At 30.8% G+C, this 17,904-nt stretch carries 14 protein-coding genes and 1 tRNA gene; 8 read left to right on the forward strand and 7 right to left on the reverse strand.

The window, feature by feature from the left end:
- The first annotated feature begins 280 nt into the window (after positions 1–280).
- From G8C41_RS05290 to G8C41_RS05310, 5 genes are all read left to right on the forward strand, one after another.
- Positions 281–1,150, forward strand: coding sequence for a mechanosensitive ion channel family protein (locus G8C41_RS05290; RefSeq protein ID WP_166006527.1), 870 nt, complete (start codon positions 281–283; stop codon positions 1,148–1,150).
- 301 nt (positions 1,151–1,451) lie between these two features.
- Positions 1,452–1,985 carry a MarR family winged helix-turn-helix transcriptional regulator gene (locus G8C41_RS05295; RefSeq protein ID WP_105297421.1) on the forward strand — a complete coding sequence of 178 codons (534 nt, stop codon included), beginning with the start codon at positions 1,452–1,454 and terminating at the stop codon, positions 1,983–1,985.
- A gap of 2 nt (positions 1,986–1,987) precedes the next feature.
- Positions 1,988–3,136 carry an efflux RND transporter periplasmic adaptor subunit gene (locus G8C41_RS05300; protein WP_160542258.1) on the forward strand — a complete coding sequence of 383 codons (1,149 nt, stop codon included), beginning with the start codon at positions 1,988–1,990 and terminating at the stop codon, positions 3,134–3,136.
- A 57-nt stretch (positions 3,137–3,193) separates the two neighbouring features.
- Positions 3,194–6,349: an efflux RND transporter permease subunit gene (locus G8C41_RS05305; protein ID WP_160542259.1), complete on the forward strand. Its 3,156-nt coding sequence runs from the start codon at positions 3,194–3,196 to the stop codon at positions 6,347–6,349.
- Positions 6,350–6,374: 25 nt separating this feature from the next.
- A complete protein-coding gene (locus G8C41_RS05310) occupies positions 6,375–7,763 on the forward strand; it encodes an efflux transporter outer membrane subunit (protein WP_166006529.1) in 1,389 nt (462 codons plus the stop codon).
- A gap of 100 nt (positions 7,764–7,863) precedes the next feature.
- On the opposite strand, the gene rsgA is transcribed toward G8C41_RS05310, so the two are convergent.
- Both rsgA and G8C41_RS05320 read right to left on the reverse strand, forming a co-directional pair.
- Complete coding sequence (rsgA, locus tag G8C41_RS05315) at positions 7,864–8,778, reverse strand: ribosome small subunit-dependent GTPase A (RefSeq protein ID WP_166006531.1); 915 nt, start codon at positions 8,776–8,778, stop codon at positions 7,864–7,866.
- A 66-nt stretch (positions 8,779–8,844) separates the two neighbouring features.
- Positions 8,845–9,921, reverse strand: coding sequence for a bifunctional 3-deoxy-7-phosphoheptulonate synthase/chorismate mutase type II (locus tag G8C41_RS05320; protein WP_166006533.1), 1,077 nt, complete (start codon positions 9,919–9,921; stop codon positions 8,845–8,847).
- A 293-nt stretch (positions 9,922–10,214) separates the two neighbouring features.
- Between G8C41_RS05320 and G8C41_RS05325 the strand changes: the two genes are divergently transcribed.
- Positions 10,215–11,063, forward strand: a complete 849-nt coding sequence (locus G8C41_RS05325; protein ID WP_166006535.1) for a DMT family transporter — start codon at positions 10,215–10,217, stop codon at positions 11,061–11,063.
- Here the strand turns inward: G8C41_RS05325 and G8C41_RS05330 are convergent.
- The 4 genes from G8C41_RS05330 to G8C41_RS05345 all read right to left on the reverse strand — a co-directional run bounded on the left by G8C41_RS05330 (position 11,060) and on the right by G8C41_RS05345 (position 14,362).
- Entirely contained in the window at positions 11,060–11,842 is a 783-nt protein-coding gene (locus G8C41_RS05330) for a TIGR02757 family protein (protein WP_317164263.1), read from the reverse strand. The two genes, G8C41_RS05325 and G8C41_RS05330, sit on opposite strands and share 4 nt — an antisense overlap.
- Before the next feature lie 17 nt (positions 11,843–11,859).
- A complete protein-coding gene (locus tag G8C41_RS05335; protein ID WP_105297415.1) occupies positions 11,860–12,192 on the reverse strand; it encodes a 2Fe-2S iron-sulfur cluster-binding protein in 333 nt (110 codons plus the stop codon).
- Between the two features lie 14 nt (positions 12,193–12,206).
- Entirely contained in the window at positions 12,207–13,259 is a 1,053-nt protein-coding gene (locus G8C41_RS05340) for an NAD(P)/FAD-dependent oxidoreductase (RefSeq protein WP_105297414.1), read from the reverse strand.
- Positions 13,260–13,417: 158 nt separating this feature from the next.
- Positions 13,418–14,362, reverse strand: a complete 945-nt coding sequence (locus tag G8C41_RS05345; RefSeq protein ID WP_185149971.1) for a LysR substrate-binding domain-containing protein — start codon at positions 14,360–14,362, stop codon at positions 13,418–13,420.
- Positions 14,363–14,541: 179 nt separating this feature from the next.
- Between G8C41_RS05345 and G8C41_RS05350 the strand changes: the two genes are divergently transcribed.
- Both G8C41_RS05350 and G8C41_RS05355 read left to right on the forward strand, forming a co-directional pair.
- A complete protein-coding gene (locus tag G8C41_RS05350) occupies positions 14,542–15,408 on the forward strand; it encodes an RNA polymerase sigma factor RpoD/SigA (RefSeq protein ID WP_055425808.1) in 867 nt (288 codons plus the stop codon).
- A gap of 122 nt (positions 15,409–15,530) precedes the next feature.
- Positions 15,531–15,604 (forward strand) — tRNA-Ile (locus G8C41_RS05355).
- 135 nt (positions 15,605–15,739) lie between these two features.
- Here the strand turns inward: G8C41_RS05355 and G8C41_RS05360 are convergent.
- The gene (locus tag G8C41_RS05360) at positions 15,740–17,566 is read right to left on the reverse strand and encodes an NACHT domain-containing protein (RefSeq protein ID WP_166006537.1); all 1,827 of its coding nucleotides are present in this window, start codon (positions 17,564–17,566) and stop codon (positions 15,740–15,742) included.
- Positions 17,567–17,904: the final 338 nt, after the last annotated feature.

A 17,904-nucleotide genomic window follows, 5' to 3' on the forward strand; every position in this document is an offset into this window, starting at 1 on the left:
TTAATTTATAATTAATAATTTCCATTTTATACGTATGAATTTTTATAATATACTATATGTATTTTAGTAATTAATTATCAAAATAAATAAAGTCCTATTAAATTAAACGGTAAATTATAATTTATCCGAAAAATTTGAAACATTCAACAAATAAAAATTTCAGACGGATAAACTGTTTTTAACTAATATCTTAACAACTCGAAGATTTAATTATAAAATAGTATTATTTTTGCTTATATATATAATAATGTATAATTAATAGATAATAAATAAATTAAAAATGAATTTGTACCAAGTAAATCACCAATCAATTTCCAATGAAATAATCAATACCACAGCTATTGAAAAATTGCTAAATAAATTACTTGATTTGGTTTATGATCTGGGAATAAAAATTGTTACCTGCTTAGTGGTTTATTACCTGGGAAGGTTTTTAATAAAATGGATTGAAAAATTATTTCATAAATTTTTAGAAAGGAGAAAAATTGATCCTTCTGTCAAGTCATTTCTGGGAAGTTTATGTAATATTACTCTAACCATTTTGTTGGTTTTGTCCATAATTGGAATTTTAGGAATTCAAACCACCTCCTTTGCTGCATTAATTGCTTCTGCCGGTTTGGCTATTGGTATGGCAATGAAAGACAATCTTGGAAATTTTGCCGGAGGAGTCATGATTCTTTTTAACAAACCCATAAAAATTGGAGATCACATCTTAGCTCAAAATCAAGAAGGAGTGGTGCAATCCATTGGTATATTATATACAGTTTTAACCACCGGTGACAATAAAACCATATATATCCCTAACGGACCATTATCCACAGGATCCATACTTAATTTTTCAACGCAACCACAAAGAAGAATAGATATAACCATAGGGGTTGATTATGGAACTTCACTTCAAGATGTCAAAGACATTCTTAATGAAATTATCAGATCTAATACCTCCATACTAAAGTCTCCTGAACCTTTCATTGGATTATTAAAATTAAATGACAGTTCTATTGACTTTGTAATTAGGGTTTGGGTTGAATCATCCAACTATTGGCCTGTTTATTTCTTTCTTAATGAAAACATTTATGAGAAATTTACACATGCCAAAATTAATATACCATTCCCTCAGCTTACCGTGCATATGGCCAATGATAATTAATAGCTAAAACTAGCTTTTTAAAAATCTAGTTTCCTTTTAAACTAACTTAATTATTTTGAAAAATTTTACGAATGTCTTTAAAAATTTAAGTTAAAAATTTATTCATATTGTTAAAATAACTATATATTTGCACCGTCAAATATTTAGGTCAAATACATTTTGGCCCAGTATTTGATATTGTAAAACACGATTAATAAGCACACTTATTATATGGAAACTTATAAATTTAACAAACAATAATTTGCATTTTAGTAAGTATACATATTATATTTGCACTTTCAATTTTTGTTAACGAAAAAATATGCAAACTAATTATAAGGGATTTCTCCTAAATATCACCGATAGCGACAAAACAGGATTTCTGCTTTGGAAAGTAAATAATCTTTGGCAAAGAGAATTTAAAAAAAACTTTGAACACTTAGATTTGACACATAGCCAATTAGTATTGCTTTTATCTATTTTATGGGGAGAAACTAACCAAACTGAAGTAACTCAAAAAAGTCTTTCAGATAAAGCGGGTATTGATCCCATGACTACTTCTACCGTTTTACGAACTTTACAAAAAAAAGGCTTGATCAAAAGAAAATTTAATAAAAAAGATTCGAGAACTAAACTAATTTCATTAACAGAAGATGGAAAAACAATTATTAAAAATGCAACTAAGGTTATAAAAAAATTCAATACATCATTTTTTAGTTCACTAAAAGATCAACAAAACCAATTTCAGCAAAATTTGGTAACTCTTTTAGATGATGACATCTATGCTGATGAAATTAAACAAACCTGTTGTAAAGAATACGTACTTAATAATAACAATAATTTAGAAAAATCATAAATATGAAACTCAGAAAAATACAAATTATAGCTTTGCTATTCACTGCTGCAACATCCACATTGTATGTGTCTTGTGGCGGTGATAAGAAAAATGCAGCAGGTATGGCTGCTATGGGCGGGCAAGCCAATCAAGTGCTACCCTATCCGGTAAAAGTAGTTACTTCACAAACTGCTGTTTTGGAAACAGATTATCCGGCAACCATAAAAGGTGAAGAAGACATTGAAATTCGACCAATGGTTGAAGGATTCATTAAAACAATTAATGTAGACGAAGGTTCTGTAGTTAAAAAAGGACAAGTTTTATTTACATTGGATGCGCCACAATACAAACAAAATGTATTAAATGCAGAAGCTGCCATTAAAACTGCAAAAGCTCAAGTTGACAATGCAGTTATGGATGTAACAAAAATCACCCCTTTGGTTGAAAAAGGAATTGTAAGTAAATATCAATTAGAATCTGCACAATATGCTTTACAGACTAAACGTGCTGCTTTAAATCAAGCACAAACTGCTTTAGCTATTGCGAACACTAATTTATCTTATACCGTTCTTACCAGTCCGGTTAATGGAATTGTTGGTTCCATACCTTATCGTTTAGGTAGTTTAGTTAATAGTACCACTACCTTAACTACTGTGGCGAATACTTCCAATGTATATGTATATTTTTCTTTAAACGAAAAACAATTATTGGATTTCCTTAAAAATACACCGGGTGCTACTCAAGCAGAAAAAATCAAAAAATCCGAACCGGTGACTTTAATTTTAGCTGACGGTACCGAATACAATGAAAAAGGTAAAATTGAAACTATCAACGGTATTGTAAACACTTCTACAGGTTCTGCAAATTTCAGATCTAGTTTTCCTAATCCGCAAGGTATTTTAAGAAGTGGTTCAACCGGATCCATACGAATCAGTACAACTGTTGAAAATGCTTTGGTTATCCCGCAAAAAGCAACCTTTGAAATTCAAGGTCAAACTTTTGTTTTCGTGGTACAAAAAGATAATAAAGTAAAACAAGTAACCATCAAAGTTACTCCAACACCGGATGGACAATCCTTTATCGTAAATTCAGGATTAAACGAAAACGATAAAATAGTTGTTAACGGAATCCAGAATTTAAAAGAGGGAATGGAGATCAAACCTCAACTTTAATTTTCTTAACGTAAAAAGAAGTATTATAACTTTAAATAATAAAAAAGAAATAAAACAATGCTTAAAACATTCATAGAAAGACCCGTTCTTTCCACAGTTATATCCATTATAATTGTGATTCTGGGTATTTTAGGGGTAGTTTCTCTACCGGTTGCCCAATATCCCGAAATTGCTCCGCCGACGGTACAGGTAACTACTAACTATCCGGGAGCAAATGCCGACGTGGTCATGAAAAGTGTTATCATTCCATTGGAAGAACAAATCAATGGAGTTGAAAACATGACTTATATAACATCGAGTGCAACCAATGACGGTAGTGCTACCATTACTGTTTATTTTAAACAAGATGCGAACCCTGATATTGCTGCCGTTAACGTTCAAAACTTGGCAGCTCGTGCCAACAGTTTACTTCCATCGGAAGTAACCAAAAACGGGGTGATTGTACAAAAAACACAAAGTAGTAATATCTTGTTTATCGGTTTAGTTAGTAAAAGTAAAAACTACGATCAAAAATTTTTACAAAACTATGCGAACATCAACATATTACCTCAGATAAAAAGAATCTCCGGAGTGGGTGATGCTCAAGCGAGAGGTGCTAATACTTATTCCATGCGTATATGGTTGAAACCTGACGTAATGGCAACTTACGGTATTACTCCTGCTGACGTAAATGCTTTATTAGCAGAGCAAAATTTAGAAGCAGCTCCCGGTGCATTAGGTGAAAATAGTGCACAAACATTTACCTATACGTTAAAATACACCGGTCGTTTAGTAAGTACTGAACAATTCGGTGATATGGTTTTAAAATCTCTTCCAAATGGAGATGTTTTACGATTAAAAGATATAGCAAGAGTGGAAGTTGGTTCTGAAAACTATCAAATTACTTCTACCATCGACGGAAATCCATCTGTAATTATCAGTATTGCGCAAACTGCAGGTTCTAATGCACAACAAATTATCAACGAAGTTGAAAAAGTTTTAGATAATGCAAAAAGTTCTTATCCTCCGGGAGTAGAAACTGTATATATGATGAATGCGAACGATTTCCTTAATGCTTCCATTGAAAAAGTTATTCATACCTTATTTGAAGCATTCGTATTAGTATTTATCGTTGTTTTGGTATTCTTACAAGATTTACGATCTACTTTGATTCCTGCCATTTCAGTTATCGTGGCTATCGTAGGTACATTCTTCTTCTTGTTAATATTTGGATTTACCATTAATATTTTAACCTTATTCGCATTAATTTTGGCAATTGGTATCGTGGTGGATGACGCGATTGTGGTCGTCGAGGCCGTCCATGCTAAATTGGAAGACGGAATGAAAGATGCCAAAAAAGCTTCTTTACATGCGATGGACGAAATAGCGGGAGCAATTGTAGCTATCACATTGGTAATGTCTGCAGTGTTTATTCCGGTAAGTTTTATTGGTGGAACCTCAGGAGTTTTCTATAAACAATTCGGGTTAACCTTAGCGGTTTCTATTGTACTTTCTGCGATTAATGCGCTTACGTTGAGTCCTGCATTATGTGCATTATTATTAAAACCTCATGATGACAAAAAACAAAATTCTGTTGTTAAAAAATTAAAAGACGGATTCAACGGAGCTTTTGAAAGTTTAACCAACAGATATAAAAAAGTTTTAATTTGGACCTCTAAAGCTAAATGGTCTGCATTTGCAATTATTATTGTTTTCTGCGGAATTTTATATTTTCTTATGAAAACAACTCCTACCGACTTTGTACCTCAAGAAGATAGTGGATTTATCATCGGGGATATAAGTCTTCCTCCGGCTTCAACACTTGAGCAGTCAACAGCTATTGCTAAACAAGTATTTGAAGTTGCGAAAGGAATTGAAGGAGTATCCAATGTTGCTCAAATTAACGGTATGAGCTTTATTAGTGGTGCGGGAGGAAACTACTCCGTAATATTAGTAAAATTAAAACCGTGGAAAGAGCGTCCTAAAATCCAAATAAACGATGTAGTAAAACAACTGTTCATTAGAACAGCAGGTATACAAGGTGGTAAGATTATCTTCTTCGGAACTCCTACCCTTCAAGGTTTCGGTATCAGTAACGGATTTGAATTCCAAATTCAAGATAAAACCGGAGGTGATATCCGTAAATTCTCTGAAATCAGCGGTAAGTTCTTAGGAGCGTTAAATCAACGACCTGAAATCATGTATGCAACTACTTCATTCAACCCGAACTATCCTCAATACCAAATTAATGTAAATGTTGCTAAAGTCAAACAAGCCGGTTTAGCCGTAACAGACATTTTAGGTGCTTTACAAGGATACATTGGTGGTGTATATGCTTCTAATTACAATGAATTCGGTAAACAATATAAGGTTATGATCCAGGCAGATCCTAAATACAGAAAAAATGTAGAAGATCTTAATGGAATGTATGTAAGGACCAATAGTGGAGAAATGGCACCAATTGCCGGATTTATTACCTTGACTAGAGTGTACGGTCCGCAATCTCTACAAAGATTTAACCTTTACCAATCCATACCTGTAAATGGACAACCCAATGCAGGATATAGTGCCGGTGATGCGGTTAGAGCTATTGAAGAAGTTGCTAAACAAACGCTTCCTCAAGGATATTCTTTCGAATATTCAGGAATGACCAGAGAGCAAGTGAACAACAGTGGTTCACAAACTGTTTATATATTCTTATTGTGTTTGATTTTCGTATATTTCTTATTATCAGCTTTATATGAAAGCTACATTTTACCTTTAGCTATTATCATTTCTTTACCTATAGGTTTAGCAGGAGCTTTCTTATTCGCTAAATTATTCGGAATTACAAACAATATTTATTTACAGATCAGTTTAATTATGCTTATCGGTTTATTAGCGAAAAACTCTATTTTGATCGTAGAGTATGCAGTTCAACGTAGAGAGCATGGAATGAGTATCATTGATGCTGCCGTTGAAGGTGCCGTTGCCCGTTTAAGACCTATATTAATGACCTCCTTCGCATTTATTTTCGGATTATTCCCGTTAATGGTAGCAACCGGTGCAGGAGCTGTTGGTAACCGTTCAATCGGTACAGCTGCTATTGGTGGTATGTTAATTGGTACTGTAATTGGATTAGTAGTTACTCCTATGCTGTTTGCTGTATTCCAATCTTTACAGGAAAAGGCAACGCATAAACCTTCCGTGGTTTTAAGAGAACAAAACGATAACGATGATGATGATGATGAATAAGTATAACAAAATAAAAGAATTAAGAATGAAAATTCGACCAATTCAATATACAACCTTATTATTAGTTTCCGTAGTACTTAGTTCATGTATTACCGCTAAATATGAGAAACCTCAGATAACCGATAATCAATTGTACAGGGATATGCCTGTTAAAGATAGTACTACTATTGCAGATATTCCTTGGAGTGATTACTTCAAAGATCCCAATTTGCAAAGCTTGATTAATGAAGGTATTCAAAACAGTTATGATTTAAAAATTGCTGTTACGAGAATAAAACAAACTGAAGCTGCGCTTCGTTCTGCCAAACTAGGTTATTTACCTAGTTTGTCTGCAGACGCTTCTTATTCTAACAGTAAATTAAATACTGTTCAAGGAAACGGAGTTAAAACTCATTCAGAAGTTTTCCAATTGGGAGCATCTGCAAGCTGGGAGCTTGACATTTGGGGAAAAATTTCCAGTGCCAAAAGATCAGCTTTGGCTTCTTATCTTCAAAGTGATGCGTATAGACGTTTAGTTCAAACTTCTTTAGTGGCAAATATTGCAAATAATTATTATTCTCTAATTGCTCAAGATGAACAATTGAAAATAACGCTAAACACCATTAAATTATTAGAAGATAATGTGAAAACTATGGAAGATCTAAAAGAAGCTAACATAGTAACCGGTGCAGCTGTTGAACAAAGCAGAGCTTTATTATACTCTACTCAAGTGAGTGTTCCTGATTTGGAAAATAATATCAAAGCTTTGGAAAACAACATCTGTTATTTATTGGGTAGAACTCCCGGACCTATACAAAGATCTTCAATGGCTCGACAAACAGTTCCTAGTCAATTTGACTATGGAGTGCCTGCTCAACTATTGTCTAAAAGACCTGATGTAATGATGTATGAACTTGCATATCGTGCTGCATTTGAAGATACTAATGTTGCGAAAGCATCTTTATATCCTTCTTTAACAATTACCGGTAATGCAGGGTATTCTACCTTAAAGAATTTAGATAATTTCTTTGATCACTCCAGTCTTTTTGCAAGTGTGGTAGGAGGTTTAACACAACCTATTTTTAATCAAGGAAAATTAAGAAGCCAACTGAGAATAAGACAAGCTCAACAAGAAGAAGCCTTGCTTAACTTCAAAAATTCAGTTTTAAATTCAAGTGTTGAAGTTTCTAATGCTTTATTTGCTTATGAAAAAGCTAAAAGTAAAGACTACGACAGAAGCTTACAGATAAATTCTTTAGTTAAATCTGTTGATTTTACTAAACAATTATTAATATACAGCGATGCTAATTATACAGAAGTTTTAAATGCTGAAAGAGACTTATTAAATGCAAGATTAAGTCAAGTTAATGATAAACTTCAACAATTACAAGCTTCAATTAACCTTTACAAAGCTTTAGGTGGAGGTGTTAACTAAACCAAAGATGTAATGTATTAAAAAAGTCGGATTTTTATAAAATCCGACTTTTTTATTTTATGCTGTAAATTACCGGTATGCTAAAATGTGAACACACGTATTATTTTAACTCTTGCATTAACTTTAAATAATGTGAGTATCTTTTTTCTGATATTCTTCCTTCCTTGACTGCTTCAATAACGGCACATTGCGGTTCATTGATATGTAAGCAATTATTATACTTGCAATAAACCTTTTCGCGTAAAATTTCGGGAAAATAATCTTGTAATTCTTCTTTATGAATGTCTACTAATTCAAATTCTTTAATACCGGGTATATCAATTATTGCGCCTCCAAAATCCCATTCATACATTTGCGCAAATGTGGTGGTATGTTTCCCTTTTTCATTATAATTTGATATAGTCGCTACTTTTAAATTTAAATTTTCTTGTAAAGCATTGATGGTAGAAGATTTTCCACTTCCTGAATGTCCTATAAATACAGAAGTTTTATCTTTTATTTTATTTTTCAACTCTTCTATATGAAGATTGGTCAATGCAGAAATTCGTAAGGTTGAATATCCTATATTTTGATAAATATTTTCAATCTCTTGCAATTCTTCTAACTCCGTTTCGGATAACAAATCGATTTTATTAAACACAATCAAAACAGGAATCTGATAGGCTTCACAAGTAATTAAGCATCGATTTAAAAAACCTAAAGAAGTTTGAGGATGTTTTAGGGTAAAAACTATACAAGCCAAATCTATATTGGATGCTATAATATGTGTTTCTTTAGATAAATTAACCGATTTGCGAATAATATAATTTTTTCGAGGATAAATTTTCGTTATCCAAGCAATATCATGATCTTCTAATTCGTATTGTATGCGATCTCCTACAGCTAACGGATTGGTATTTCTAATTTTATCTTTTTTAAACTTCCCGCGAATTCGAGCATCATAAACTTTTCCCGTTGTTATGTCTTTTACCAAATACCAACTTCCTGTAGATTTTAATACGATTGCTTCATTCATAACTCAAAAATATAAAAAAAATGCATCCTAAATTGATGCATTTTTATTACTATCTAAAACTTATGATTATTCTTCCATAATTTTATTCTGCAATTCAACGGATTCTTTATGAATGGAAACTAAAAGATGTTCTAAAAAATCTTCTGATAATCCCATTCTTTCTCCATTGCGAATGGCTAAGTTTTTTAACACATTCCATCGATCGGGTTGAAATATAGCCACATTATGTTCTTTTTTAAGATTTCCGATCTTTTTTGCAACATCCATTCTGGCAGCTAATAATCCTAACAATTGGTTATCCAACTCATCTATTTCTCCTCTATATCGGCTTAATTTGGCTGAAAAATCATCCGAATTATCATTCTTTTTTCGCAAAGTAATATCTACCAAAATATCCTTTAAGGCTTCAGGCGTAATTTGTTGTTTGGCATCACTCCAAGCTTCATCCGGATTATTATGGACTTCAACCATTAATCCGTTATATTCTAAGTTAAAAGCTTGTTGAGCAACTTCTGCAATTAAATCTCTTCTTCCTGTTATATGTGACGGATCTCCTAAAATAGGAATATTGGGAAATCGGTCTTTAAGTTCTAAGGCTATCTGCCATTGAGGGTTATTTCTATATTTTGATTTATTGTGTGAAGAAAAACCTCTATGAATCACCCCTAAATTTTTAATTCCTTGAGCTGCCAATCTTTCCAATGCCCCGATCCATAAATCTAAATCAGGATTAACAGGATTTTTAACTAAAACAATTTTATCTGTATCTCGTAAAGATTCTGCTATTTCTTGTATGGTAAAAGGGTTTACAGTTGAACGAGCTCCGATCCAAAGGTAATCCACATCAAATTCCAAAGCTAATTTAGCATGAGAAGCATTCGCTACTTCCGTAGCTATAGGCATATTAAATTCATCTTTTACCCTTTTAAGCCAATTAAGACCTATAGCCCCTACCCCTTCAAAGCTTCCGGGTTTAGTACGAGGTTTCCAAATACCGGCACGAAACACCTGCATATAATTCCGATCCATTCGCTCAGCTATTTCCATAACTTGCTTTTCACTTTCTGCACTGCACGGCCCTGCTATTACTAACGGCTTTTCGAATTGTTTAATCCAATTCTGGTCTAAATCTTGTAAACTCATAAATATGTTTTCTAAAAGTATGTAAATCTAAAATTTTTTTATTAAATGTCATAAAGTATTTTGCATTTTAAATGAATTTTTTATGTTTATATGAGAAGTGTTTTAGTAAAAACTGCAAAAGAGAATGAAATAAAATAATTTGCTTCTTCGTTTTTCTACCATACGAAATATAAGTTGTACATAATTCATGTTTGATAAGTTTACATGATTGCTAATAAATTTTATTAATTGTAGTTTGCTTCTCAAAAAAATTAGAATTTGTAATTGTATTTTTGTTAACTATTTAAAAAATTATGAAAGAAATTATAATTAGTATTTTTTTCAATATAGTTGTTTCAATCCTATTAAAACTATATAATAAGAAATCTAAAGGGGTTTCTTTAGTGATTACGTACAATTATTTATTTTCAGCAATTTTTTGCTATATACTTTTCAAACCCGATCTACCTTCTTTAAATTATTCATCGGCTCCGTGGCTCATTTATTTTCTAATGAGTATTTTAATGCCTGTAGTTTTTTTATTGATTGCTGAATCTATTAAATATACGGGAATTGCACGAACGGACATAGCGCAAAGAATGTCTTTACTATTAACAGTGAGTGCTTCTTTTTTATTTTTTAATGAGTCTATCAATTCTCTTAAAACCTTGGGATTATTGATTGGATTTATCTCAATACTCTTTATATTTTACGCTAAAAAAGGAGATCAAACTTTTCCTTATACTAAATTGTATCTCCTTATTCTTATATTTTTCGGATTAGGGATTATTAACATCTTATATAAATTAATAGCGGTAAATCAAAATTTTTCGTTTACAACTTCCACCTTTTTTATTTTCATTGGTTCTTTTATAGTTGGTTGTATTATTACTTTCGCACAAAAAATACGGTTTACTTTTAAAGAAATTTTATGGGGAATTGCTTTAGGTATTTTTAATTTCGGAAATGTATATTTTTATTTAAAAGCGCATCAAACTTTTAAAGATAATCCATCTCTTGTTTTTGCTTCGATGAATTTAGGAGTAATTGTATTGGGCAGCCTAGTTGGAATATTAGTTTTTAAGGAAAAAATGAATAAACTCAATTATTTGGGATTGGTACTTGCGCTAGCAGCCATTACAATAATTTCTTTATCCACTTAACTTGAAAATTTTTCGAAAACTCCCAGTCCGAATAATGCAAAATCATATTTCACGGGATCATCGGCATCCAGCATTTTTAAGTTTTTCATGAGAAGGGAAACCGATTTCCAATCATTTTGAGTTCTGGACAACAAGTTTAAAGATCTTGCCACATTACCGGAATGTACATCCAGTGGACAAACCAATTGGGATGGAGAAATGGAATTCCATAATCCAAAATCAACTTTATTAGGATCGTTTCGTACCATCCATCGAAGAAACATATTAATTCTCTTAGCTGATGAATTTTTGGCCGGACTGCTTATATGTTTTTGGGTTCGCTGTAAATGTTCTATTTCGAAAAATCGTTTTCTAAATCGTTCTATTACTAAGAAAGTGTCTTCTTCTTCTTTTTCTGCAGAAAAAACTTTTTCAAGTCCTCCGTGATTTTTATAAATATTTTGCAGGGATTTGATAAAAAACACTAAATCGTGTGAATTAAAAGTTCTGTGTATACTTCCTTCAATCTTTTTTAAATCTTGTAAAGTATGATTTAAGATAAAATCATGGGGTGCATGGTCTAAAATATGCATTATTTTTTCTGCATTTTTAATTATAGACTTTCTATTTCCCCAGGCTATAATTGCTGTTAGAAAACCTGAAATTTCAATATCTTCTTTTTTACTAAATCGATGAGGAATTTGAATGGGATCTGTTTCAATAAAATTGATTGTATTATATTGTTCTACCTTTTCATCTAAAAAGGGCTTCAATTTCAGAATTTTTTCCACGTTAATTATTTACCCAATAATGTAAATTAGCTAAAAGGAGCGATTTGAATTTCTAACCCATTTAGATCATTGGTAATTGGAATCTGACATCCTAAGCGACTATTTTCTTTAACATGAAATGCTTCTGAGAGCATGGCCTCTTCCTCATCTCCTTTTTCCGGTAAAGGAATATTGTTGCTCAAAATATAGATTTGGCATGATGCACACATCGCCATACCTCCACAAATTCCAATCGTTCCTTCAGGCACTAATTCATAAGCTCGTATTAATTCCATGATATTCATGGACATATCCGTCGGCGCTGAAACCGCATGTTTATTTCCTTCCCTATCGGTGATATTGATGGTTACTTCTGACATATAATTTGTTAAAATTACTGAATTGATTTAACAACCGGTTTTTCTGCTTCTTTTACTGTTCCGTCAAATCCTTGTACACCTCCAACGGTAGTATATTTTAAAACGTATTTTCTGTCGGGATATATTTTACTGTAAATACTTTGACACATCAAGGTGGCCTCATGAAAACCGCAAAGAATTAATTTTAATTTTCCCGGATATATGTTGATATCTCCAATGGCATAAATCCCCTCAATATTGGTTTGGTAATCCAACGCATTATTTACCTTGATAGCATTTTTTTCAATTTCCAATCCCCAATCGGCAATAGGTCCCAATTTAGGAATAAGGCCAAATAAAGGAATAAAATAATCCACTTCTTTATCAAATGTTTGCCCTTCCTTTTCAATTACTAAGGATTCTACCTTACCGTTCCCCTTGATTCCTACAATTTCGGCAGGAGTGATTAAATTTACTTTTCCTTGATTTTTTAATGATTGAACTTTCTCAACGGAATCAAGAGCGCCTCTAAATTCATTTCTACGATGAACCAATGTTACTTCTTTAGCGATATCTGCTAAAACAATGGTCCAATCCAACGCCGAATCTCCTCCTCCTGCAATTACTATTTTTTTATCCTTATATTTTTCGGGATCTTTTACAAAGTATTCAACTCCTTTTTCTTCATAATCGGCAATATTATCTATCAAAGGTTTTCTAGGTTCAAAACTCCCTAATCCGGCTGCAATCGCTACAGCTTTAGCATGATGCCGGGTACCTTTATCTGTAGTAACAATAAAAGTTCCGTCTGCTTGTTTATCAATGGTTTTAGCTGTTTCATTGAGAGTAAATCCGGGTTGAAATTGCTTGATTTGTTCGCGTAAATTTTTAACTAATTCACCTGCCTGAATGGAAGGATATCCCGGAATATCAAAGATCGGTTTTTTAGGATAGAGTTCTGTTAATTGCCCTCCAATGTTTGGAAGCGCATCAATAATATGACATCTTAATTTTAATAATCCCGCTTCAAATACAGCAAAAAGTCCTGTAGGACCTGCTCCTATTATCAAAATATCTGTTTCAATCATAATTTTTTCTAAATATTTTTATATAATAACAATGTATACAAGGTTTATTTAAAATCTATTTCTTCTAAGTAAAATAAGTTCTTATTTTTTATCTTCTTAATGATAAAACATTTTTAAATAATGCTGAAACTTACAGATAACTTATTTCCAAATAAATATTAAATTACTTTTAATTGGGGCTTATGTTCTATTTTATCTTCCAAAAACAATTTCCCTCTTAAAATACTTTTAATTAAATCCACAAATTTCTCTGCAAAAGTCGTTCTAATTTGATTGGTAGAATAAATTAATGATATTTCCCTGGAGGGTGAAGATGAAAAATATCTGATATTTTTCTTTTCTTCTTCCGATAAATTTTCTGATTCTAATAAAGGTAAAATGGTAAATCCGAACCCTTCATTAACTAAGTTAATCAGTGTAGTAAAACTTCCTCCTTCTAATTTTATATTAGAATTAATGGCTTCTCTATGCTTGCAAAGATCCAACACAACATCCCGAAAGCAATGGCCTTCTTCCAACATTAAAAGATAATTAAAGTCTAATTTATCAACATCTAAAACTGTTTCTTTATACATTTTCGCATCTTGCGGAGAAACGTAAGCTACTAATGGCTCTTTGTAAATAGGTTTTTCAATAATTTGATTGTCATGTAAAGGTGTACTTGCAATTCCAAAATCCAAATAGCCTTCTTTGATGCCTTTTAAAATGTCCTCAGTTTTCATTTCTTTAATAACCAAGTCAGATTCCGGATATTTACTCCTAAAAGTTTTATAGAAAAGTGGCACTAAGGTGGGGGTTATTGTAGGTATAATACCAATGACAACCGTTCCGTTCATACTTTTTTTATCTTCTTCTACAATTTGTGATAATTTATTAGCTTCAGATAAAATTATTTTGGCCTGTTCTACAATTTTCTTTCCTATAGGAGTTATTTTTATAGGATTAGTTGTTCTGTCGAAAAGCTCAACTCGTAACGTTTTTTCAAGCTTTTGTATCTGCATACTCAAAGTAGGCTGACTTACGAAAGCTTTTTCTGCTGCTATCGTAAAATTTTTATATTCGGCAACAGTTAATACATATTGTAGTTGAATTAAGGTTATCATTTAAGATAATGTTTAATTATTCTTTGCAATTTAACAAGATTATTCGAAATATTCACAAATTAATGCAGGTATTGTAACCTTTTACAAGTAATTTTCGTATATATAAATAAGTAAGTATAATTTGTAGGTGAGTAAACAGTTCATCTACTTTTGTTTAAGATAAAAAGAGTTACTATTAAATGAGACAATTAAAGATTACTAAGCAGGTAACGAACAGAGAAACAGCCTCTCTTGACAAGTATTTACAAGAAATTGGAAAAGTGGATCTAATTACTGCTGATGAAGAAGTTGATTTGGCACAGCGTATTAAAGCGGGTGACAGGGTGGCTTTGGAAAAATTAACTAAAGCAAACCTGAGGTTTGTTGTTTCTGTGGCTAAACAATACCAAAATCAAGGACTTAGTTTACCTGACTTAATTAATGAAGGAAATTTAGGATTAATTAAAGCGGCTAAACGCTTTGATGAAACCCGAGGTTTCAAATTCATTTCTTATGCTGTTTGGTGGATTCGTCAATCCATACTTCAAGCATTAGCAGAACAATCCAGAATTGTACGTCTGCCCTTAAACAAAATCGGTTCTATTAATAAGATTAATAAAGCATATGCCCATCTTGAACAAGAACATGAAAGGGCACCCTCTGCTGCCGAATTAAGTGAGGTATTGGATATGAGTGAGGACGATATTAAAGAATCCATGAAAAATTCAGGTCGCCACTTATCTATGGATGCTCCTTTAGTGGAAGGGGAAGATTCTAATTTATACGACGTTTTACGTTCGGGTGAATCTCCAAGTCCTGATAAAGAATTGATGTTGGAATCTCTTCAGATTGAAATTGAAAGATCTCTTTCTACCTTAACTCAAAGAGAAGCCGATTTAATCCGTTTATATTTCGGTTTAAGCGGTCAACATCCGATGACCTTAGAAGAAATTGGTGAAACTTTTGACCTTACTCGTGAAAGGGTTAGACAAATAAAAGAAAAAGCTATTCGCCGATTAAAACATACCAGTAGAAGTAAAATTTTAAAATCTTATTTAGGAAAATAATTTTTTATTTACCTGATACTAAAGTACAAAGGCTATTTATTGTATAAATAGCCTTTATTTTTTGTATTTAAAATTTGCAGTAATAAATTAAATAACTATATTTGCAAACGCAAAGCAGCAGCGGTCCCATAGCTCAGTTGGTTAGAGCATCTGACTCATAATCAGAGGGTCCTTGGTTCGAGCCCAAGTGGGACCACATTAAAATTAAAATCCTTACAAAGTTGTAAGGATTTTTTTGTTTTATTATTTATTGATTAGTTTTTTATCTAAGACGTTTCAATTATTCTATTTTTACTTACCTAAAAAAATTTAAATGATTTTAGATGAAATATTATAAAATGTCAAGTAATTCTGAAATTCCTTTTTCGTCTTTTTCTATTTCTTGTTCTAATTTTTCAATATAGTTCCAAATTTCAGTATAACAATTATATATTACATCTATAATTCCATGTATTTTTATAAAGTCAACAACTTGCTGATCCATGTGATTAATATCTTCAAGCTTAACACTAAAAGTATGCTTTTCAAAATATTTAAGTCGTTTCTCATTGTGAGAATATCTTTTTAAAAATGTTATGAAATTTTCTTGTAATATATCGGGGAATTTTAACATTATCTTATCAATTTCAGGTGCGTTGAAAAATAAATCATTATATTTTGTAGATGAAAAATGGATTAATCCAGATTCAATTTTTTCATATTCGTTTCTAATAAATAGAAAATTTAAACAAATCTTATCACAAATTATATTAAATATTTCATTTTTATCATTTTTATTTTCAGGAAAAGCTAATTTTAACTGAGGAATTAAAAAAAATTTCAAAAAATTAACTTTATCTAATTCATAACATAATTTATAAAAGTTTGTATTACCTCCACTACTAAAATCAAAAAATTTTGAGAACCTTTCTGTATATATTTTATTTTTTTGATCATTGTCAAGAGATTTTATTAAAGATGCTGCAAAATATTCTTGCAAAGATTTATGAGGGAAAGTATATTCTATGCCATCTTTTATTATAATTGAAATAGATGTGGTTAGATCGTACAGAACATTATCAAAATCAATATGTATACTCAGTTTAGTACTAATTTTTTTTAATAAATCACTTAAATATTTTTCATCAAAATTATAATTTCCTTCAAGTAAAGAAAAATAAGAAAACCACTTTAATATTGTTTCTAATTCATCATTTTTTAAACCGGACTTTCGTTCATGTTGCCATCCCCCTGCTTTAGTAAAAGAATCATGCTTACTACACAACGTATCAAAAACATTCCAATAAAATTTACTTCTTTGTTTAGGGAGTTCCGGATAATTATTAAATGTGAAAATAAACATTGATAATAACAGTGGACTAGATAAATATTCTCTATACTCATCATTTTCATGTTTATTAATTTCATAAATAATTTTTCTTTCTAACTCATCATTTTCTTGTAAACTTAGTTGCATTTTTATAAATTCATGTATGTCTCCCCCTTTTAAAGATTGTACTTCAAAATTATCAAATCTTGTTAGAGATTCCGCATTGGCCCCCGGTCGTGAGGTTACGATAAATACATTTTTGTTATATCTGTCTACAAAATTTTCAATATCTGTTGTAATCTTGTCTTTATTTTCTGAATAAATTTCATCATAACCATCTAATAAAAAAATGAAATTACCTTCTTTTAAAATTCTTTCTGTAATTTTATGGTTAGGAGATATTTTATTTTGTGATATAATTCTAGTAATATATTCTTCAATTGTTTCTTTACAATTATTTAGATTTCTCAATTCTATAATAATCGGTATATGTTTACAATTTTCTGCTGATAATAGAAAAATATGTCTTGTTAACATACTTTTACCACTTCCGGCATTACCTATTATTGTTAAATATTGATAATTTTCAAATATTTCATCAAAATCATTTATCTCAATCGATTTCTTTTTATTTTGAATTTTTATCGGATAATAAATATCATAAAAATTAACTTTTTCATCTCTATAAATAAATGTTTTAATTGATGAATATTTTTCATAAAAATTATTTATATAATCTATAAGTCCATTTTTATAGATAAAAAGATATTCATCTTTTATATTGTTACCTAAATTTAATAATTGATCTTTAAAAGTCTCAATTAATTTTGCTCCAACAGATAAATCCATAAATAGTTAATTTTAATTAGTTAAAATTTTATTTAGAATAAAATTATAAAAATAATCCAGGATAAAATTATTTTTTTTAATTAAATTTTTAAAAGATTCGAAATTTTTTTTCTTTTAACTAAGTGAAATTTATATTTCATATCCATACATTTGCTTTATATATTTTAGCGCGATTAAATCGAGTTACTCTTCTTCTTATCCAATTAGTTAAATTTTTAATTTATAAGATAACATGGGCGATAAATTATTTTAAATTTTTAATTTTATATATATAATTTTATCCAAACAAGTAGAGATATTATCGTTATACGCAAAAAGTTAACTTCTGAAATGAATAA

This window comes from Apibacter sp. B3706, from assembly GCF_011082725.1.
Classification (GTDB): domain Bacteria; phylum Bacteroidota; class Bacteroidia; order Flavobacteriales; family Weeksellaceae; genus Apibacter.